General features: G+C 54.7%; 18 protein-coding genes, 1 tRNA gene and 1 other RNA gene. 9 read left to right on the top strand and 11 right to left on the bottom strand.

Annotation, left to right across the window (positions count from 1 at the left end):
* Window position 1: 1 nt before the first annotated feature.
* The 4 genes from N675_RS08565 to coaBC form a co-directional block, all read right to left on the bottom strand.
* Window positions 2-892, bottom strand: coding sequence for a diacylglycerol/lipid kinase family protein (locus tag N675_RS08565; protein ID WP_038038986.1), 891 nt, complete (start codon window positions 890-892; stop codon window positions 2-4).
* A gap of 1 nt (window position 893) precedes the next feature.
* Window positions 894-2,060: a baeRF10 domain-containing protein gene (locus tag N675_RS08560; RefSeq protein ID WP_038038985.1), complete on the bottom strand. Its 1,167-nt coding sequence runs from the start codon at window positions 2,058-2,060 to the stop codon at window positions 894-896.
* A gap of 284 nt (window positions 2,061-2,344) precedes the next feature.
* On the bottom strand, window positions 2,345-2,719 hold the full coding sequence (locus N675_RS08555; RefSeq protein ID WP_038038984.1) for a hypothetical protein: 375 nt from the start codon (window positions 2,717-2,719) through the stop codon (window positions 2,345-2,347).
* A gap of 2 nt (window positions 2,720-2,721) precedes the next feature.
* The gene (gene coaBC / locus N675_RS08550; protein ID WP_038038983.1) at window positions 2,722-3,939 is read right to left on the bottom strand and encodes a bifunctional phosphopantothenoylcysteine decarboxylase/phosphopantothenate--cysteine ligase CoaBC; all 1,218 of its coding nucleotides are present in this window, start codon (window positions 3,937-3,939) and stop codon (window positions 2,722-2,724) included.
* Window positions 3,940-4,123: 184 nt separating this feature from the next.
* Here coaBC and N675_RS08545 point away from each other — a divergent pair.
* The 4 genes from N675_RS08545 to N675_RS08530 all read left to right on the top strand — a co-directional run bounded on the left by N675_RS08545 (window position 4,124) and on the right by N675_RS08530 (window position 7,015).
* Window positions 4,124-4,197: transfer RNA gene (locus N675_RS08545), tRNA-Glu, on the top strand.
* 100 nt (window positions 4,198-4,297) lie between these two features.
* On the top strand, window positions 4,298-5,311 hold the full coding sequence (locus tag N675_RS08540; protein WP_038038982.1) for a sugar phosphate nucleotidyltransferase: 1,014 nt from the start codon (window positions 4,298-4,300) through the stop codon (window positions 5,309-5,311).
* Complete coding sequence (gene prmA, locus N675_RS08535) at window positions 5,286-6,242, top strand: 50S ribosomal protein L11 methyltransferase (RefSeq protein WP_051914486.1); 957 nt, start codon at window positions 5,286-5,288, stop codon at window positions 6,240-6,242. The genes N675_RS08540 and prmA overlap by 26 nt, the downstream gene beginning before the upstream one ends.
* Entirely contained in the window at window positions 6,239-7,015 is a 777-nt protein-coding gene (locus N675_RS08530; protein ID WP_038038980.1) for a 16S rRNA (uracil(1498)-N(3))-methyltransferase, read from the top strand. The genes prmA and N675_RS08530 overlap by 4 nt, the downstream gene beginning before the upstream one ends.
* On the opposite strand, the gene N675_RS08525 is transcribed toward N675_RS08530, so the two are convergent.
* From N675_RS08525 to N675_RS08505, 5 genes are all read right to left on the bottom strand, one after another.
* Window positions 6,984-8,714: an ABC-ATPase domain-containing protein gene (locus N675_RS08525; RefSeq protein ID WP_038038979.1), complete on the bottom strand. Its 1,731-nt coding sequence runs from the start codon at window positions 8,712-8,714 to the stop codon at window positions 6,984-6,986. The genes N675_RS08530 and N675_RS08525 overlap by 32 nt on opposite strands.
* A 105-nt stretch (window positions 8,715-8,819) precedes the next feature.
* Window positions 8,820-10,139, bottom strand: coding sequence for a transcription termination factor Rho (rho, locus tag N675_RS08520; RefSeq protein WP_197066283.1), 1,320 nt, complete (start codon window positions 10,137-10,139; stop codon window positions 8,820-8,822).
* Window positions 10,140-10,491: 352 nt separating this feature from the next.
* On the bottom strand, window positions 10,492-11,463 hold the full coding sequence (glpX, locus tag N675_RS08515; protein ID WP_038038978.1) for a class II fructose-bisphosphatase: 972 nt from the start codon (window positions 11,461-11,463) through the stop codon (window positions 10,492-10,494).
* A complete protein-coding gene (locus tag N675_RS08510; RefSeq protein WP_081886954.1) occupies window positions 11,447-14,389 on the bottom strand; it encodes a helicase C-terminal domain-containing protein in 2,943 nt (980 codons plus the stop codon). The genes glpX and N675_RS08510 overlap by 17 nt, the downstream gene beginning before the upstream one ends.
* 12 nt (window positions 14,390-14,401) lie before the next feature.
* Entirely contained in the window at window positions 14,402-15,565 is a 1,164-nt protein-coding gene (locus N675_RS08505) for a M20/M25/M40 family metallo-hydrolase (protein WP_231577984.1), read from the bottom strand.
* Between the two features lie 234 nt (window positions 15,566-15,799).
* Here N675_RS08505 and sdhC point away from each other — a divergent pair, with 234 nt between their 5' ends.
* From sdhC to N675_RS08480, 5 genes are read left to right on the top strand one after another with little or no spacing between them, the layout of a single operon-like run.
* Window positions 15,800-16,222 carry a succinate dehydrogenase, cytochrome b556 subunit gene (gene sdhC / locus N675_RS08500; protein WP_231577983.1) on the top strand — a complete coding sequence of 141 codons (423 nt, stop codon included), beginning with the start codon at window positions 15,800-15,802 and terminating at the stop codon, window positions 16,220-16,222.
* An 18-nt stretch (window positions 16,223-16,240) separates the two neighbouring features.
* Window positions 16,241-16,651: a succinate dehydrogenase hydrophobic membrane anchor subunit gene (locus tag N675_RS08495; protein ID WP_038038977.1), complete on the top strand. Its 411-nt coding sequence runs from the start codon at window positions 16,241-16,243 to the stop codon at window positions 16,649-16,651.
* 3 nt (window positions 16,652-16,654) lie between these two features.
* Window positions 16,655-18,388, top strand: a complete 1,734-nt coding sequence (gene sdhA, locus N675_RS08490) for a succinate dehydrogenase flavoprotein subunit (RefSeq protein ID WP_038038976.1) — start codon at window positions 16,655-16,657, stop codon at window positions 18,386-18,388.
* A gap of 2 nt (window positions 18,389-18,390) precedes the next feature.
* Window positions 18,391-19,086 carry a succinate dehydrogenase iron-sulfur subunit gene (locus tag N675_RS08485; protein ID WP_038038975.1) on the top strand — a complete coding sequence of 232 codons (696 nt, stop codon included), beginning with the start codon at window positions 18,391-18,393 and terminating at the stop codon, window positions 19,084-19,086.
* Between the two features lie 14 nt (window positions 19,087-19,100).
* Window positions 19,101-19,586, top strand: coding sequence for a hypothetical protein (locus N675_RS08480; RefSeq protein WP_038038974.1), 486 nt, complete (start codon window positions 19,101-19,103; stop codon window positions 19,584-19,586).
* An 83-nt stretch (window positions 19,587-19,669) separates the two neighbouring features.
* Here the strand turns inward: N675_RS08480 and ffs are convergent.
* Window positions 19,670-19,934, bottom strand: an RNA gene (gene ffs, locus N675_RS14085) — signal recognition particle sRNA large type.
* A gap of 47 nt (window positions 19,935-19,981) precedes the next feature.
* On the bottom strand, window positions 19,982-20,779 hold the full coding sequence (locus N675_RS08475; protein WP_038038973.1) for an enoyl-ACP reductase FabI: 798 nt from the start codon (window positions 20,777-20,779) through the stop codon (window positions 19,982-19,984).
* Window positions 20,780-20,787 lie beyond the last annotated feature (8 nt).

The raw sequence follows: 20,787 nt of genomic DNA, 5'->3' as shown, positions 1-20,787 counted from the left end.
ATCACTGAGCCGAAGCGGGAACGAGGACAGCAAGGGATTGTGGGCAAACACGTACCGATAGTGGCTGGAAACCGATGAAGTCGCCATCAACTTCGACAGGAGCCGGAGGATGTGCGACGACTGTTATCTCCCGGCCACGAAACTGCCGTACATATCGCGAACGGTGAATTTTCCCAAGCATCATCCAGCAGACAAGGGTAAACCAGTGCCAGAGATTCTCTGGAGCGTAAAGGCAGAGGTCAAGCAATCCATCATCGGGGCGAATCCCCTGACCAACGCGGAAGCGTGGATGGACAAGGAAGCCACCATTTGCTACTAACGCTGTCCGTGCCCGTGAATGGAATTGCTGCCCATCAACGGTAACCGTCACTTGCCAGGAAGCACTCTGTAAGTGCCGAATTCCGGGCGGGATATATCCAAGCCAGGCAAGCACTTTCTTCACGCGTTGTGGGGCATCCCGCACGATGAGTGCATCGATGCCGATTCCTCCAAGGTAAATCAGCACCCGATTATTCACTTGTCCGGTATCAAGATAGCGAACGCGCATTGGGTGAATGAGCGCATGGGCTGCAGCATCCAAGGCACCCGGCATGCCAATCATGCGAGCAAAATGATTCGTTGATCCGCCTGGTAAGACCCCAAGCGGAATTCCGGTATGAACGAGTCCACTCGCAACTACGCTGATCGTCCCATCACCGCCAAGCGCAAGGACACATTCATACGACGGCGCCTGATCGGCAATCAGCGCTGGTAAGCGCTCAGCCGGTACGACACTGCAGTCAATCGTCGTGAGATCATAGCGTTGCGCAAGGATAGCCTGCACAGTAGCAATGGCACCGGGCTGAAGGCGTCCTGCCTGCGGGTTGACAACGAAGAGCGCACGAGATCGCACATTAGCCCTCAGCCTCCAGCCGATACCGTAAGAGCGCTCCAATGCCACCGTGCGGCTCTAATCGCATCTGTAATTCGCGTTCAGTCAAGAAGAGCACACTGGCACTTTGGCGATAGGCATTGGCATAGAGCACAGGCACGATATTGGCAACTTTCCGCAGTGCACCCTGACAGTAAACACAGTGCTCATCTTCAGGCGGTTGATCGAGCGGCTGAACGGCACCACACGCCAAACAATAGGCACCTGGGGCACTGAGGCGATCGTCGAGCACCAGCGTCAGGACATTACCCATCTGGATTGCGTCGGCAACAGCGGGTAAGCCCACAACACCCATATCTTGACTTAATGCCTCTTCGAGCAACAAATCAAGATTACGCGCCTTGTCGCGTTGGAGCCAGTCCTGGACAACGCCCCACGCAGCCTCTTTAATTTCCTTCACACTTGCATCAAGTTCACAGTTGAAATGACCGACATAGCGCTCGCTGAGATACGGATGCAGCGTCTCAACGAATGCTGCGACGACTTCGTCCGTGCCACCGGCGACCAGAAAACGAAAAGGCTCCTGGTTGAATAACTCGAAGAGCACATTCGCAATGGTTTTGAAATGCTGTCGCGCGTGCTCATCAATATGCCGTTGAAAGCGCGCTTGTGCCCACCCACCTTGGTCATGCTGGCCTGGCACTTGCTGATCCAAACGGACAGCCACCTCACGAAACTCACTGACATTGCCAAGGAAGATCCGGGCACGATCACGAGCAATCAAGCACACACAAAATGGCTCAATATGATCAAGGGCATGAACAAGCGGCGCAATCATCGGCCGAAAATCTACTACAGCATGATTGCCTACTGCTCGCGGGACGCCATACACATGCCAGATGCCTGCGCGTGATGAGCAAAAGAGTGCCACAGCATCGCCATAATCGTCGCCATGATCACGGAAAAACAGTCGTATTCGTTCAAGATCCTCCCGGAAAGCAGCATCCTGCTCGTGACTGAGCGCGATTCCAGGTTGTTCACTGAGTTGCTTCAGAAGGTTCTTGACCCGAATAGAGTAATGGTCATCAGTCACGTGCTCCTGCGCAATCTGCACATACAGACTGATGACCGGCCATGGTTGCGGCTGAATGCTCGCGAGCGCCTCAATATCCGTTCGCGTAATTGCCATTGGCACCCCCTCCAACACCCCCGCACTAATGTCTCGTCGTGGCTATACAGCTTCCTCTTTGCCGAAAATCCGCTCAACAATGTAATCAGCGAGCCACGTTGCAGCAGCGGCCAAGACGAGTCCTAAAATTCCCCGCACAAGGTTCTTTACCATGATTCTCCGCCCCTCTCGTCACTCAGTCTACTTACCACCAAGATGATGTCGAACGCTACGTATTCCCGCCTTCTCGAGTCTACCACCTACTTTCGCTCAGTCGCCGAGCCCATTGATAGCACTTCGGACCATCATTGCCTCGGTGGAGACCGGCGCACTGCAGACCGTTGAAACCATAATGCCTCTGAGCGCCAGCCGGCGAGTATCGCCAAAAGTAGCCAAGCAAGGATACCGCTTGCAAGTAGACTTGCAACATCGGCTACCGTTACACCGCCAAGGAGAGAGAGACGCCCAAGCATTGTTAGACGAAACGGGATGACAATCACAGCGAACCGGTTTAGCCACACAAACCAGTCTGGTCCTTGCCGCCACGGAAGAGCATAAAAAGCAAGGAACACACAGATAATTGTCCAGTAGATGCTCACTGCATAGAGGATACCCCAGCTTAACAACGCACCTTCAACACGTTCATGCCGTGCTGGACGTCGAGGAGGCAAACGTAACATGATCAGGGCGTCCTCTCGTCCGTTGCCACGCGAGTACGGAGCATGGCAGCAACATGATCAATGATAGCTTCTGCTAAGGCTACTTTTGACTGACGCTCAATCCGGTCAATAATGCCTTCGGCGGTGATAAGCACAACGCTGGAAAACTCACTTCCCATTGCCTCACGAGCATCATTAGCAACAATCATGTCAAGGTTTTTGGCATGTAATTTCTCTTGGGCATATGAAATAAGCTGTTCAGTCTCAGCGGCAAACCCGATCTTAAGTAACCCTGGCTGATTAATCTCGCGCAGAATATCGACCGTTCGCTCAAGCTCAAGCACCTGTATCGGCGTTTCTTTCTTGATCTTCTCGCGAGCAACATGCCGCGGTCGATAATCGGATACAGCTGCAGCCATAATCAGCACGTCAGCCGCTTGCACAGCGTGCTTAACTGCTCCGTACATTTCCTGAGCCGTTGTCACATGCACAACGTCCAGCGCCTTCGGGTCAGGTAACGCAGTTGGCCCAGTAATCAAGAGGACGTCAGCACCAGCATCGCGCGCGGCTTCAGCGAGCGCGTATCCCATTCGTCCACTGGAAGCATTGGTTAAGAACCGAATAGGGTCGATGAACTCGCGGGTGGGTCCAGCCGTGACGACAACACGCCGCCCAGCGAGCGGCCCAGTACGGCCAAGAGCTTTCCGTGTTACCGCGAGAATCTCGTCAATTGAGGCCATGCGCCCATCTCCAACCATCCCTGAAGCAAGTGGGCCGTGATCTGGTCCAACGAGAATGACGCCTCGCGACTTGAGGATCTCCAGGTTAGCCTGCATCGCTGGATGCCAATACATGTAATGATCCATGGCTGGAGCAACAATCAACGGGGCTGGACAGGCAAGCGCAGTTAAGGAGACGGCATCATCGGCAAAGCCATGGGCAAGCCGAGCGATGCTCTGGGCAGTAGCCGGTGCGATGATCATTATGTCAGCATTCGCCCCAAGCGTAACATGTCCTGCCTGCTCAGCGTCCCAGGCTTCAAATGCCGTTGTGTGGACTGGCCGACGCGTCAGCGTCTGGAACGTGAGCGCAGTGACAAAAGCTTGAGCTTCCTCAGTCATAACGACATCGACTTGCGCACCAGCCTGAGTCAGCTGTCGCACGAAGTCGAGCGCTTTGTACACTGCAATGCTTCCCGTTACACCAAGCACGATTCGGCGATCACGAAGCACCCGAACCATCGCATTCCTCTGCTTTTTGTTTTACGCGCCAGTTCATCGCGAGAACCTATCACGCTGCTCTAGTGTAAAGCGGCAGACGGCAGTGAAGGAAGAGCCACTGGAAAAGCTGAGGGATCACCCCGCTTCGAAGGAGATTGACAGAGCCGAGGTGTTATGCATACACTTCAGCGGATTGGCGCGAAGCGCCCCCATCGTCTAGAGGCCTAGGACACCACCCTTTCAAGGTGGAGATCGCGGGTTCGAATCCCGCTGGGGGCACTGAACAATACACTGGAATATGCCGAGCGATTCCGGTCGGGCAGAGGAAGACGCTTACATCCAGCTACACTCAATAAAGTAAAGGCAAGGAGTACGGACGATGCACGTCATCATCCCAGTTGGGGGGCTTGGCACACGGCTGCGTCCCCATACGTGGAGCAAGCCCAAGCCGCTCGTCACGGTAGCGGGAAAGCCTATTCTTGGACATGTGCTCGATCATCTGCTTTCTCTGCCGCTCGAAACCGTCGTCTTTATCACTGGCTTTCTCGGTGAGCAGATCGAAGAATATGTCCGCGAGCACTACGACCTCAACGTTCGCTTTGTCGAGCAACCAGAGCCGCTTGGCCAATCCCACGCGATTTTGCAGGCAAAAGGACTGGTTGAGGGACCAACCTTGATCGTCTTCCCCGACTTGATCTTTGAAGCTGATCTTGCCGCACTAGCGGAGTGCAACGCCGATGGTGCGATCTTTGTGAAAGAGGTCGAGGATCCAAGACGGTTCGGTGTCGTTGTTTTCGAAGATGGACGAATTACGCGACTGGTCGAAAAACCGCAAACCCCTGTCTCGCGGTTGGCAGTTGTCGGAATCTACTACCTTCGCGAAATCCAAGACCTCTTCCAGGCTATCGAGGAGCAAATCGCTCGTGACCTCAAGAAGGGCAATGAGTTTTATCTGGCCGACGCACTTCAATTGATGATCGATGCCGGCAGGCGCTTCGTTTGGCTCCCCGTTTCCGTTTGGGAAGACTGTGGCACAGTCGAAGCACTGCTTGCCACCAATCGGTATTTGCTTAGCCGCCAACAGCAATCTGTCACAACCAATGTTCAGGCAAACGCAGTCATTATTCCACCAGTTGTGATTGATCCAACAGCTACAGTCGAACACAGCGTGATCGGCCCCTATGTCAGTATCGGCCCAAAGGCGAATGTTTCACACGCGATCATCACGGACTCGATTATTGATGAAGGAGCGCGAATCACCATGGCGACCCTCACTCGCTCGATCGTTGGCCGATGGGCCGATGTGCAAGGGGACTTCATGCAGGTCAACGTCGGCGATTCGTCGCAGATCAGGTTTGAGCGTACCGATGGAACTGCGCGAAACAACAAGTAAACCCTCAGCACAACGAGGACGCTGGCTAGAACTCAGTGTTGAAGCCATGGCTGAAGCAGTCGATGCTGTCGTCGATCTCTTTAGTCGCTACAGCTATCAGGGCGGGGTAGCTGTTTCCCACGCCGTCGCTCCTGCACCTGACCAGGAAGGCGGCACAATCGATGAGACGAAGCCTGCCCGTGTTGCCGCTTACTTGCCACTTGATGAATTCGCTGACCAGCGTGTTGAAGCAATTCGACAAGGGCTCTGGCACTTGGAGCAGATTCAGCCGATCGGTGAACTTCATATTCGAGTGATTGCAGAAGAAGACTGGGCAGAGAGCTGGAAACAATTTTTCCCCATTCTGCATATCGGCAAGCGCATCGTTATTCGCCCGAGTTGGCAAGATTATACACCGCAGTCAGGCGAGATCGTGATCGACCTCGATCCCGGAATGGCATTCGGCACTGGGTTACACCCAACAACCCGGCATTGTTTGGAGTTGCTTGAAGACCTGTCACTCCAAGGTGCAATTCTGCTTGATGCGGGGGCAGGATCAGGCATTTTGTCAATCGCGGCCATAAAGCTTGGCGCACAAGCCGTTGATGCTGTTGAACTTGATCCAGTCGCGATTGACGTACTCAAAGCAAACCTGCTTCGCAACAATGTCGCATCGGCTGTTACCGTGCACCAAGGAGATATCTTGTCACTGCCACTTCCTCAACGCTATTCCTGCATTGTCGCCAACATCTTTGCCCGAGTCCTCATCGAAGCCGCCCCACGTTTTCGTCGAGCGCTTATGCCCAGCGGCTTGATGATCTTAAGTGGCATTATTACTGAGGCACGTGACGATGTCGTTCAGCGCTACCGCCATCTCGGCTTCACCGTGCGTGATCAGCGGCAAGAAGGCGACTGGGTAACCCTGTTACTCCAGCGAAACGACGACCTATGAGCCGACATGGGCATCGGTTCTACGTTAATTCCCTACTTTCGGCTGGTCAAGAGCTGTCGCTGCCTCCTGACGTGGCACACCAGGTGCATCTCGTCCTTCGTCTTGAGCCAGGCGACCAAATCACCGTCTTTAACGGAGACGGCAGGGAATGGTCAGCTACGCTTACTGCTGTCTCCCGAAAGCAGGTCATCGTACAGCTTGGTGAACCATCTCTTGGGCGCCACCTCCCTGCACCATCGATAACCCTTGGCCTTGCACTGCTCAAACGCGAGCATTTTGAGTTCGTGATTCAAAAGGCAACCGAACTCGGCGTACAACACATCGTTCCACTCCTCACTGAGCGCACGGTTGTCAGGCTTGATGCGCAGCGGGAATCAATGAAACACTCGCGTTGGCAGCGGATCGCTATTGAAGCCGCTGAACAATCAGGACGCACTGAATTGCCGACAATCACCGAGCCATGCCCACTTGATGCGATACGAAGCCAGTTGACGACGTCGTTGTCGCTTGTCTGCTGGGAACACGAAACCAGTCAGCATCTCACTACCTGTCGTTTCCCTCAAGACGCAAACATTTTTCTCTTGGTTGGGCCAGAAGGCGGTTGGACGGAAGGGGAAATTCAGCGGCTTCGCAGCTGGGGAGCCAAAACGATCTCGCTTGGTCCACTCACGCTTCGCAGCGAAACCGCAGCAATTACTGCCATTGCAATGGTGCAGGCAGCCTTTGCTTGCCAGCATCCAACTAGTGCTGCGGTTTCGAGCGACGTTGCTTAACTTGCAACGTTCGAAGTCGATTCAGCGCCGCGGCAAGTTCGTACCGCCGCGGACGTGCGTAGTCGCCTGGATGCCCACGAAAGGGGGAAAGAGCATCAAGGCCTTCTTCATCAAGCACCCGTTCAAGCACATCGAGGATTTCTGCCATGCTTCGTTTGCCATCGATAATCCCACGTTGCAAGGCGAGAACCAGCGCATCGCCAATGGCTCGAGTTTGGCTTGGATCCACGATTTGCTCGACCTGGCGCAGATCAATCGTCTCAAAGCCAAACGTGACCTCTTCCGTACCATGTGAACGGACACGGGTGCGATCCCGACGTCGGGGGTCAATACTTTCGGGTAGTGGCACACGTTCAGTAACACCAGGCCACGGATCAGGCGGCACAAACGTCACGTGATGGCGAGATGAGGCAATCTGGTGAGCACGCTCGGTTACGTGCTCAGGCCGGTACGCATGCATCCAAATGACTGTATCAGCAACACGCAGATAATCTCCTGCCCCACCCATCACAATAATCGTTGAGACGCCGACGTCCCGATAAAGCTGACGAACACGATCAATGAACGGCACGATCGGCTCAGCGTCGTCTGGAACAAGCTCTCGCATAAGCTCGTCGCGAATCATAAAGTTTGTCGCACAGGTATCTTCATCCATCAGCAGCAACCGTGATCCGGCCTCAAGGGCCTCAAGAATATTGGCCGCCTGCGATGTTGAACCACTGGCGTTATCAGTGGTAAAGAACTGGGTTGATTGCCCCAACGGCAAGCTGCGGATGAAGGCACTGAGGTCCACACCAACAATGCGGCGCCCATCTTCTGCACGAATCTTGACGGCATCTGCGCGGGTTACAACCCGTTCCCGTCCATCGCCGGGAATGTGGTTATAGATCCCTCGGGCAAGCGCCTCCAGCAACGTTGATTTACCATGAAATCCGCCGCCAACAATTACCGTAACACCCTCCGGAATGCCCATCCCTCGCACGCGTCCACTGTTTGGCGTGGCAAGCTCAAGTTGAAGATCGGGAGGGCTCTGGAAACGCACGACTGCCGGACCAAGGAGTGGTTCCTGACTGACCCCACTGCGTCGCGGGAGAATAGCTCCATCCGCGACAAACGCTACAAGACGATGCTCCCCTAGTTGCTCACGTAATGATTCAGCATCCTCAATAAGCGCGGTAAACTGCTCAGCTTCTTGATACTCGACTGGCGAGAGGAGAAACGTTTCTTTTGCAAGGTGCGGCAGAAAATCAACAAGCAATTGCTCGGCAGCCTTCCCCAAGATTGTTCGGCCGGCAGCAGGCAAGCCGACGCTGAGACGTAATTCGATATGGTCGTCGAAAATACGGCACGCTGTCCGCTCAAGGACTTCCTGGCCACCAGCATCAATGAACACCAAGCCAGATTTCCCTGTCCCCATGCGACGGGGTGCATGTTCAGCAGCAATCTGCCGAGCACGTCGCGCCAGGACATTTTCAAGAGCAACGCGCCGAATGCGGTTTGTGCAGGCAGGCAACTGCAATCGTGAACGTGGCACGATGAGGCGCACACGTGAAGGAGAAGCAAATGGATCGCCTTGAACGTGATCGATTGCCAGCGTAATCCAGTCTGCGCGATAGAGTCCGCGGATCTCTTCATACGCTTTGTAGCCACGACGGTCAATACGCTGCAAAATCACGCGCAATGTGGCGATATCGCGCACCGTTTCCTCCTTACTATGCCGAGACTATGGCGAGATGTGACACGACGACCAGGGATCCCTGGTCGTCGTGTTGAGTACTCCATGTTTCAGTGAGAATACGACGTGTTAGATGTCCTTGTGCAAGGTAGCCAAAAACTCGGCATTGTTTGCTGTCTTTGCTAAGCGGCCCAACACCAATTCGGTCCCATCAGTGCCGCCCAGCATCGAAACCATGCGGCGCATCGTCCAGACCTGGCGAAGTGTCTGCTCATCCAGCAGCAACTCTTCGCGGCGGGTACCAGAGCGCTGAATATCGATTGCAGGATAGATCCGGCGTTCGGCGAGCTTTCGATCAAGATGAAGTTCCATGTTACCGGTACCTTTGAATTCCTCGTAGATGACATCATCCATGCGGGAACCCGTATCGATCAAGCAGGTTGCGATAATCGTGAGACTACCGCCGCCCTCAATATTGCGCGCCGCACCGAAGAAGCGCTTGGGCGGATAGAGCGCTACAGGATCGATACCACCGGAAAGCGTACGTCCGCTCGGCGGAACGACGAGGTTGTAGGCTCGTGCAAGGCGAGTGATGGAATCGAGCAAAATTACCACATCCCAACCACACTCTACCAACCGCTTGGCCCGCTCGAGCGTCATTTCAGCAACTTTGATATGGTCTTCAACCGGCTCATCGAAGGTCGACGAGATAACTTCGCCCTCAACCGAGCGTCGCATATCGGTTACTTCTTCGGGGCGCTCACCGATCAAGAGAACAATCAGGTAGATGTCTTTATAATTAGTCGTGATGCCATTCGCAATCTGCTTGAGCAAGATTGTCTTACCGGCTTTCGGTGGCGAAACAATCAAACCACGCTGACCACGCCCAATGGGAGCAACAAGGTTGACAAGCCGCGTCGAAAGGATGTGTGGCTCAGTCTCAAGATTAATCAGTTCCATTGGGAAAATGGGTGTGAGGGTATCGAAGTTCGGTCGGCGGCGAGCAGTTTCCGGATCCATCCCATTGACGGTCTCAACCCGAAGCAAGCTGTAGAACTTCTCGTTCTCCTTCGGTGGCCGAATGTGTCCGGCTACCCAGTCACCAGTTCGCAAACCAAAGCGTCGAATCTGTGACGGCGAAACGTAGATATCGTTCGGGCCTGGAAGATAGCGCTCACCGCGCAAAAATCCATGCCCCTCCTCGACGATTTCCAACACACCCTGACCAAAAACACCACCTTGGCGTTCCACTTGGACCTGGAGAATGCGATTGATCAGATCAGGCTTCTTGAGACGAGCCGCATTGGTAATCCCGAAGTCACGGGCGATGGTCTGCAATTCATCAATTGACTTGGCTTCAAGCTCCGCTACATTGATCGCTGCAACCTCGGGAGCCTCCTCAGTAACTGTCGGCTCAACCGGAGGAACGGTCGTTGTTGTGGTTTTCATGATCCAATAACCCCCTTAACCAAAGAAAGTGTGATCGCATTTATCGCATTACTCGGCGACACAGCACCGCAGAAGCGCAGCACTCTGCCGCAAAGGCGTGATCGCTACCCGCCAGAGAAGGCAGCTACTGCAGGAATACGTTTGCTCGGAAAGGTACCATCTGCCCAGCAGAATCCAGGCTCGGCAGAGTGGCATATTCGGGTTGTTCGTAATCGTTTGATCGTGTGCTGCAAACCTGCACGCTCGTATGGATCCAGCAGTCTAGGTCACGAGAGGAAGAGTGAGGAGAACGCTACTCCATGCTCCAAGAGGAGCCAGTGATATTGTACTGCACATGATCAACTCCGTCAACTCACAGCTGGGCATATTCTTGAATCTTCGCCAACTGGTGCTCGGCCTCAATCCAGCGTATGGTTCCGGTTCGCGAGCGCATCACGATGGAATACGTCCGTGCTCCATGCTTGGTGAAACGAACCCCCTGAACCAAATCACCAGTCGTGATGCCGGTAACGGCGAAGAAGACGTTATCTGAACGGACAAGATCATCCGTATGCAGAACCGCGTTCAGGTCAAGCCCCGCTGCTTCTGCCTTTTGTCGTTCCTCCTCATCGCGAGGGTACAACGTGCATTGAATTGCACCTCCAACGCATTTGAGCGCTGCGGCAGCGACAACAGCTTCAGGAGAGCCACCAATCCCCATGAGGACATCAACCCCAGTATGTGGCAAGGCAGTCATGATGGCACCACCGACATCGCCATCCGTGATCAAGCGAATGCGCGCCCCCGTCCGGCGAATTTCCGCGATGAGGTCTTGGTGGCGAGGACGATCAAGGACAACGACCGTCAACAACTTGATGTTCATCCGCTTTGCTTCGGCAATCCGATGCAGATTTTCAGTTGGCGACAGGCGAATGTCAATGGCATGTGCGGCTTCAGGGCCGACGGCAATCTTGTTCATGTAAACAATGCCCGGTGGATAGTACATCGAGCCCCGTTCGGCTAATGCGATCACAGAGACAGCCCCTGGCATCCCGTTCGCGCATAGCCGCGTACCGTCAATTGGATCAACTGCGATATCCCCTTCGGGAGGTTCCCCGGTACCAACCTCTTCGCCAATATAGAGCATCGGAGCCTTGTCTTTTTCCCCTTCACCAATCACGACAACGCCATGCATATGGACGGTGGAAAGCATCCGCCGCATGGCAGACACTGCAGCTTGATCAGCCGCGTTCTTATCGCCACGGCCAACCCAGGCCGCCGCTGCAAGGGCTGCGGCTTCAGTTGTTCGCACGAGTTCCATCGCTAAATTACGGTCGAGTTCCATGGTCTCCCTCCCACTCAGCCACCCGCTCAGGTGCTATCCCTTCAGCGAGCCACCGCGCCGCTGCGTCGACAAGTTGCATACCAGGAGCGATTTCTATTGTGCACTCGGGCAGCGACGCAAGGAATAGCTGGCCATACCGACGATGCAATACCCGTCGATCAAGGATGACACAAACACCATAATCGGTTGCACTCCGAATGAGTCGCCCGAAGCCCTGTTTAAACCGCAAGACAGCCTGTGGAACCGCGTAATCACCAAATGGATCGGCCATCCGTTCACTACGTGCAGCAAAGACTGGATCCGTTGGCACTGCAAATGGCAGCTTGGCAATGACCAGGACACTCAGCGCCTCTCCCGGAACATCAACTCCTTCCCAGACACTGTTCGTGCCGAGGACAACTGTGCCGGGTCGTGCTTTCAAGCGCTCGATTAACTGACGCGGGGTCCCATCGATCCGCTGTCCAAGGACAACGATGCCCTGGCGTTCAAGCGGCCGTTTGATCGCTCGATAGGTCGCTTGTAATGCACTGTGGGACGTGAACAACACCAACCCACGGCCACGTGTCGCGCGAAACAAGGCAATCAGCAAATCATTCACAGCACGCTGATAGCCGGGCGCTCCGGGTTCTGGCATATCCTCCGGGACACAGAGTAACGTCGACCGCTGATAGTCAAAAGGAGAAGGCACCCGAAGTGTCGTCGCGTCAGTAAGCCCAAGTCGCTCTTGAATGTATTGAAACGTACCACCAACTGTTAAGGTTGCGGACGTCAATACGACCCGATCACAGCGGTTAAAGAGGTGCTGTTGCAAGAGCGGAGCAACGTCGAGCGGTGCCATGTGAAGAGTAAGTTGCCCAGTATTGCTTTGCTGCGAGATCCAGTAAATCCTGTCTGGTTTCGGAGCATGGATGATTTCATCCATGGCAGTGCGAAGAGCATCTCCTCGCCGTGCGAGCACGTCGAGCTCTGTCACTACGTCTTCACTCTTTGCCAGGTCAGTCTCTGGAATATCTCGCAGTCGAGTATTGATCCAGGACAGAAGCAACTGGTAAGTGCGCATTTCGACGAGTAGTGCTTCGGCAGCTTCTTCGACGAGCGTCCAGGCAGGATCATGACGGACAGCATCCGTCAGTCGCACTTGGCGCTCATAGCCTCCAGCAGGCTGCGTATCATACCGATCGACAAAGTCTGCGAGCACCTGGAAGCATTGATCAGTGAGTTCACGTGGCCGAGCAAGATGGGGAATCATCTCCTGCATGCGTTCATCGAGCTCGCGACTCAATTGCCGCGCTTGTTCTGTGGGAACTTCACTGAGCGCCAGAGCAAGGTCGCTCAGCGCTCCAGTAAGTCGTCCAAGGTGATCGAGCATCAAGGTACGATTGAAGAAGTCACGAAATACTTCAGCACTGAGCTGAGCACCAAACTGGTCTGTCGCTTCCTCCTCCAGGTTATGGGACTCATCGATGATGAGGGTATGATAGGGAGGAAGCACATGGTTCTCGGTTAACACATCAGACAAGAGCAGAGCATGATTCACAATGACGATGTGCGCAGCCTCTGCCTCGGCACGAGCGCGAAAGAGAAAGCATTGGCGTCGGCGATGGAAAAGACAGCGGCGTGGGACACACGACCCTTCCTCTTCAGCCAATTGACTCCACGCCGCCTGCTCCTCGGGACTAAGATGCAATTCGGCGCGATCGCCAGTCGCTGTCTGTGGTAACCACGCTGTAACCTTCGCGAACAGCAAGGCTTCAGCAGATGTACGAGCAGGCTCACGCTGCCGGAGAAACCAGCGACGTAGGCAGAGGTAGTTTCCACGGCCTTTCAGGATAGCCGCCCGAAAGTTAGCTGTTTCCGCAAGCTCTGGCCAGCGTTGACTGGCAGCTTCGAGTGCACGCCGTAGGAGAGGAATATCTTTTTTATAGAGCTGGTCTTGGAGCGCGATGGTATTTGTCGAAATGACAACTGTTTCCCCGTGTGACACCGCATACAGCACTGCAGGTAAAAGGTACGCAAGCGATTTCCCAGTTCCCGTACCTGCTTCAACAAGGAGATGCCCACCTTGATTCAGTGTGTGGGCCACTGCTTCAGCCATTTGCACCTGTTGCGGGCGAAGTTCATACCGATCACCCAGAACGTGGGCAAACGGACCATCAGCTGCATAGAAGGCACGGATACGAGCAAGATCAAGGGCCGGCGGGTTTGGACGTGGTTCAAGGCGTGTCGGCACATCACGATCAAGCAAGAAGACGACTTCCGCAGCATGCTGTACTGCGGGCAGTGCAGTATGGAGCCGCTCAGTAAGCATCGCACCAAGTGTGCCTTGCCCCTGTAAGCTCAGTTCACGTGCAACATCGCGGAAAAGCTGCGCAAGCGGAACCTCGGCAAGTTGTAGATACTCGGCGAGGTGCTGCAACGTCTGGGCATCATATTCGAGCAGCATGTCGCGCAGCGCCAGGAAAACTGCGACAGTCGTCTCAACGTCGGCCATCGCCCGGTGCTGCTGCGTCACGGAAACGCCAAGTCGCGACGCAATACTGGCCAGACTATAGGCGGGTAGGTCAGGCAAGAGTATCGTCGCCAACTGAAACGTATCGTAGATTGGATTCTGCAAGCGCAATCCTGCTGCTTCAAGCATCTGGAGGTCAAATTGTGGAGACTGGCCGACGATGGGATGCTGTCCAACAAAACTGCGGAGCCGTGGCAAAACCGCATCAATTGGCGGCGCCTGGCGAAGATCGCGCGCGGAGAGCCCAGTCAAGCTGGCAATGGCGAGCGGGATTGGACCTCGTGGACGGACGAGCGTCTCCCAACGATCAAGCACGCGATCCGGGCGAAATTTCATAGCAGCAATTTCCAGAATGTCGTCGCGCTCCGGATCCATGCCGGTCGCTTCAATATCAAGGGCAACGTAGATCTCACTCACGATTCGTCCTGCTTAATCCTGCAACCCTGACGAGACAGGAAACCGCCGTACGAGTTCGACAAGTTGCTGGATCCCAAGTGGAACAGGTTCAAGATCAATCTGCTCCTCAAGGGTGTGGCTGCCCTGGCCAGTGGTAATGCCAATGCAGATTGCCGGGATACCGCGTGCGATCGGAATATTCGCATCGGTGCTCGAGGCATCGAGGATAGGCTCACGCCCAAGCTCCCGTAATACAGCGATAGCAGTCCGCACGAGAGGGGTTTCTGGCGAAGTTTGTCCAGCCGGACGCTCGCCGAGCAGCTCAAGTTTCACCTGAACACGATCAGTTGCTTGCCGCAGGGCAAGATCCTCAAACCGGGTAGCAAGTTTCGTGAGCTCGTGAGGATCGACCGAGCGTAAATCGACGACAGCTGAAGCACGTGGCGCAATCGTATTTACCGAGACTCCGCCTTCGATCAAGCCGACGTTATAGGTCGTCTTTGGCTGGTGAGGAACAGCGATCGCTGTAAGATCGACAATGATCCGTGCAAGAACATGAATAGCGCTCGGCGCCCCAAACGCTCCCCAACTATGCCCCCCCGGTGTCTGAACAATCACACGATACCGGCGCGAGCCAACAGCGACATGCGTTACCCGGCCAAAGTTGTGCCCCTCAACAGCGATCACGCCTCCAAGCTGGTCCGCAAAGCGATCAACCAGCCCGCGGATGCCTCGCAGATTGCCTAATCCTTCCTCTCCGACGTTAGCAGCCAAAATTAACTCGCCCGGAGTGGTTATGCCAAGCTCATCAAGCAATTCTGCGAGGACAAGTAATGCAGCAATCCCTAGACTATTGTCACCAATACCCGGCCCTCTTAACAGCATCCCATCACGCGTTACCGTAATCGCTGTGACATCGGTAAAGACTGTATCCAGATGAGCAGCCAGGAGAAGGGTGGACGCAGTACCAGATCCCGGGCGTCGAGCAATGACATTGCCCAGTTCATCGACCTCGACGGCCAGTCCTCGTCGAGCAAATTCTGCAGCCACGAAGCGGCCTCGCTCCTGCTCAGCAAAGGTGGGAGCAGGAATACGACAAATCGCTTCAGCAAGTGCGGCCGCTCGCTCGCGAATACGTGTCTGTTGCTCAGGAGTCCAACGCGCAATACCACGCATTATTTTCGATACGCGAAACATCCACTAGCCAGCATCGTGCAGCGCGCCTTCTCAAGGCTGTACTGCGGCTGTCAGTGTACCATGGACGCCTCAGTTTTCCATCAAGCAATCTGAAGAGTATCGAAAGTGGCAATCTTGTGAAGAAGAATACAACCCGGTACACTTAACGGCGGTCGGACTACCGTTGATGCATATCATTTCTGCCTCGTCCGGCGGGCGGCGTGAGAGAACCGTGGGATTAAGGGGGCTTCGGTAGTGACGACCGAGGTAGTTGAACCGAAGGACGTAACGCAACCTCCAGCTACACGACACACGCTTTCTGCCTATCGCGGCTATCGCCCTCCTCCCGGCATGCTCGCTTGGGCATTTCATCGTATTAGTGGTCTTGGTGTTCTTCTCTTTCTGCTCTTGCATATTGTTGACATCTTTACCGTTGGCTATGGCCCAGATGCATTCAATAGCTTGCTCGTGATTTACCGTCACCCTGTCTTCCGCGTTGCAGAACTTCTCCTCATCGCTGGGCTCTACTACCATGCCGCAAATGGTGTTCGTATTATTCTGATCGATTTTTGGGATCGCGCCTATCACTATCAGCGGGAGTTGTTTTACGCTGTTCTCGCTGTCACCGTTATTGCGTTCGTGCCAACTGCGATACTCATGCTGCGATCGTTCTTTTAAGGCAGAAGGAGCAGAGTGATGAGCACGCCACGTCCATCAGTTGGGCGTGAACGCCCTAGTGGGGGATTTGAGCTCTATTCGTGGTATTTCTTCCGGATCAGTGGGCTCTTGCTGATTTTCCTCGCCATTACCCACGTGATCATCATGCACGTCATCAACACAGTTGATCGGATTGATTGGAACTTCGTTGCCAACCGATGGCACTCGCCCTTCTGGCGAGGGTTCGACTGGCTCATGCTCTTTCTGGCACTGCTTCACGGCTTGAACGGCGCACGCCTGGCAATTGACGATTACATTCGTCCGCGTCCATGGCGGATTGCTGCGTATTCCGTCCTCTGGACCGTTGCTATTATCTTCCTTGTCATTGGTTCAATTGCTATCCTTACCTTCAATCCCGAGGCATTCCGACAAGCAGCAATGGGGAGTTAAACCATGGCAACGTATCATCGCTACGATGCAATCATCGTTGGAGCGGGTGGCGCCGGCTTAATGGCCGCGGCACAGCTAGCCGGAAAATGCAATGTCGCAGTCATTAGTAAGTTGTATCCCGTACGCTCCCATACCGGTGCCGCGCAAGGTGGCATTGCAGCAGCACTTGGGAACCTGGAAGAAGACCACTGGATCTGGCATATGTTCGACACTGTCAAAGGTGGGGATTACCTTGTTGACCAAGATGCTGCTGAAGTCCTTGCGCGCGAAGCCATCGATGCCATCATCGAACTCGAACACTGGGGGTTTCCATTTAACCGAACCTCTGACGGAAAAATTGATCAGCGCCGATTCGGCGGTCATACCAAGAACTTCGGTGAAGGGCCAGTCCGACGCTCGTGCTACGCAGCAGACCGCACCGGCCACATGATTTTGCAGACGCTTTACCAGCACGCGATCAAGCACCAGGTCGTCTTTTACGATGAGTACATGATGCTCGACTTATTGCTCACTGATGACGGCGTCTGCACTGGCATCGTTGCGATGGATATCGAAACAGGTGAGTTCCACATCTTTCATGCTAAAGCAGTGTTGCTGGCGACTGGTGGCTTTGGCCGCGTCTTCAAAGTCACGAGCAATGCACTCTCCCTCACGGGTGACGGGTGTGCGCTCGTTTTCCGCCGCGGCCTTCCGCTTGAAGATATGGAATTCTACCAATTCCACCCAACTGGTATCTATAAAATGGGCATTCTGCTCTCTGAGGCCTGTCGAGGAGAAGGCGGAATCCTGCGTAATGGCCTCGGCGAGCGGTTCATGGAACGTTATGCACCAACCCTACTCGATCTTGCCCCGCGAGATATGGTCTCCCGAGCAATTTACACGGAAATTCGCGAAGGACGTGGCGTTGAAGGGAAAGATTACGTTTATCTTGACTTGACGCATCTCCCAGCAACGGTTATCGAGACCAAACTTCCGGATATCACCGATTTTGTCCGCACGTACCTTGGTCTTGACCCGATCAAAGACCCAATTCCGATCCAACCTACAGCCCACTACGCTATGGGCGGTATTCCTACCGACGTTGATGGTCGGGTCACGGTTGATGCGCAGAATACACCTGTTCCTGGCCTCTACGCGGCCGGTGAATGCGCGTGCGTAAGCGTGCACGGAGCGAATCGTCTTGGGACTAATTCGCTCGTTGACCTCGTCGTCTTTGGCCGCCGTGCTGGCAAGCACATGTTGCAGTTTGTGCAGGAAAATGATTTCCACCCCTTGCCAAAAGAACCAGACTATCGTGCCAAGGCCGAGGTTGCGTGGATCCTCGAAAACGACGGCGATGAGCGAGTCGCGACGATTCGCGCGGAGCTACAGGAAGCGATGATGCAAGATGCTGGCGTGTTCCGGACTGGTGAGGGGCTCCGCCACTTGCAACAGAAGCTCGCTGAGCTGCGAAGCCGCTACACACGCATTCGTATCGACGATCACGGCAAAGCCTTCAACATGGACCTCGTCGAAGCTATTGAACTGGGCTTCCTGCTTGACTGCGCTGAAGCAATTGCAATCAGTGCCCTCGCCCGGCAGGAAAGCCGTGGCGCCCATTACCGCGAAGACTTTCCACAGCGCGACGATGTGAACTGGCTGAAGCATACGCTTGTCACCCGCACCTCAGGAGGGCTTGAGCTTTCCTACAAGCCTGTCGTGATTACTCGGTTCGAGCCAAAGGAACGGAAGTACTAGCTATGCAGGTCACACTGCGTATTCAGCGCTTTAATCCTGAAACAGATACGAAGCCCTACTATCGTGAATACACGGTTGAAGTTGAACCAACCGATCGTGTGCTTGATGCACTGAACCAGGTGAAGTGGTATCAGGATGGAACACTCACCTATCGGCGTAGCTGCGCACACGGCGTTTGCGGTTCGGATGCCATGCGCATCAACGGGCGCAATCGACTCGCCTGCAAGGTGCTGGTTAAAGATTGCGGCCCAAAGATCACCATTGAACCATTACTTGGCTTCCGGGTAATTAAAGACCTTGTTGTTGACCTTGAGCCGTTCTTCGCACAATACCGTTCGGTCATGCCCTACCTCATTAACGACGAACCGCCGCCAGTACGTGAGCGGCTTCAGTCTCCAGCAGAGCGCGAGCTCTATGACGATACGACGAAGTGCATTCTCTGTGCGTGTTGTACAGCCTCCTGCCCTATCTACTGGACAACAGAATGGCTTGGGCCTGCGGCCATTGTCAATGCACACCGATTCCTCTTTGATAGCCGCGATCGGGCAACCCAAGAGCGTATCGCGATTCTCAACCAGCGGTTCGGCGTTTGGCGGTGTCGGACAATCTTCAACTGCACTGAGGCATGCCCGCGAGGTATTCAAGTGACCAATGCAATCGAGCAAGTCAAGCGCCGAATTTTGGCTGAGCAAGTCTAGGCCGAGGAGTAGCAATGCAGAACCCACTCAGCTGGCACTATCTCACCGCGCCACTCTATGAAACGCCAACGTGGGGACCATTTTCGATTACATATCTTGTGCTCTTTTTGCTTGGCTTTCTTGTCGCGCTCTACTGCTACAATGATCCGGGGCGTTATCTCCGATCCCGCAACCCTGTCCTCGCTCGCTTTCTCCGGCGATGGAGCGGTGTTGCCTTGGTCATTTTCGGCCTTGGTCTTTTCTTCTTCCTGTTTCGCTTACTCAGAATTAGTGCATATGGTCTGTATATGCGACTTTGGCTCTACCTCTGCGCACTGGCTGCTGCTATCATGATCGGGTACTTCATCTACGAATTCCGTGAACGCTATCCGAAACAGTTGGCTGCTTACCGCGCTGAACGTGAGCGACGACAATATCTTTCACGCCAGGCTGTTGTGCGTCGGAAGAAGACGACAGCAGGCAGTCAGCAGGCGAAAGCGGCGAGTCGTAGTAACAAGTAACAGCAATATCGGCAAATGGTAAAAAAACAAGGTGGGAATTTCCTCCCCACCTTTGTATGTGCGTATTGTGCCAGAAGAAAAGGCCGTGCACCCTCCGTCGACCGTCGGCACTCCGGCTTACCCTCGATCCGCCTGCTCCGGCCAGGCACTCCCACGTCACCCAAGGGTCACCGCTTATGGCTGCTTCCTTCCGGACCTGACCAGGTTCACGGCTCCTTGCCGCGTGGGACCCGACCATCCTCGCCACGTGATCGGGGCAGTCCCACAATGCCGGGCCTCGGGAGGGGATTCAGCCCCGCTCAAGCGGATTGCGGGTACAGGGCACCGCTAGCTCCCCACCTAGCACGGCCATCGTTAAGTCTAGCGAACCACTCCAACAGCAGCAACCATGGTCTCTACGGCACGAGGGCTTCACCGCCATCGACGCGAATCACATTGCCGGTAATCCAGCCAAGCCCCGGCTGGCTAAGCGCATAAATTGCCCGGGCTACATCATCGGGTGTCGTTAGACGACCGCCAGGATTCCGCCGAGCCGCATGCTCAAGCATCTCCTGCGCACCCGGAATCTTGTTCTGTGCTGGGGTATCCGTCACCCCTGCCTGGATGGCATTGGCCGTTATCTGGTAGGGCGCGAGTTCAACGGCCAACTGACGAATGTGAGCCTCAAGCGCAGCTTTCGCTGCAGAAACGGGACCATAACCTTGCCAGACACGCGATGATCCCTCACTCGTCATCGCGAAGATCCGGGCATCCGGTGCAAAAAGACCAGCTTGGAAAAGATCCTGGACCCAATAAACTAACGAGTTCGCCATGACATCAAGTGTCATTTCCAACTGCTTCTGGGTGACTTGTTGTGCTGGATCACGATCAATATACGGACGTAATGTGCCAAAGGCGAGCGAATGCATCAGAACGCGAACACGTGCCTGACGAGCCTGGAGTGCTTCCACCACCTGACGGCGCGTTTCAGGATCAGCAGCATTCTGATTGAAGAACAGAGCAGTCACACCTGCCGCTTCAACATCAGCAATGACAGCTTGCGCTTGTGGCAACGTGGCCCGGCGATCGAGGTGGATGCCACAAATGTGCATGCCACCACGCGCCAGTGCCCGTGCGGTCGCAGCACCAAAGCCACTTGAAGCCCCAAGAATGACTGCCCAGCTTCCAGCAACTGTCGCTGATTCTGCTGTCACGTGATCTC

The sequence above is a fragment of the Thermorudis peleae genome, assembly GCF_000744775.1.
Taxonomy (GTDB): domain Bacteria; phylum Chloroflexota; class Chloroflexia; order Thermomicrobiales; family Thermomicrobiaceae; genus Thermorudis; species Thermorudis peleae.
This window is presented reverse-complemented; position numbering and strand designations above follow the sequence as displayed.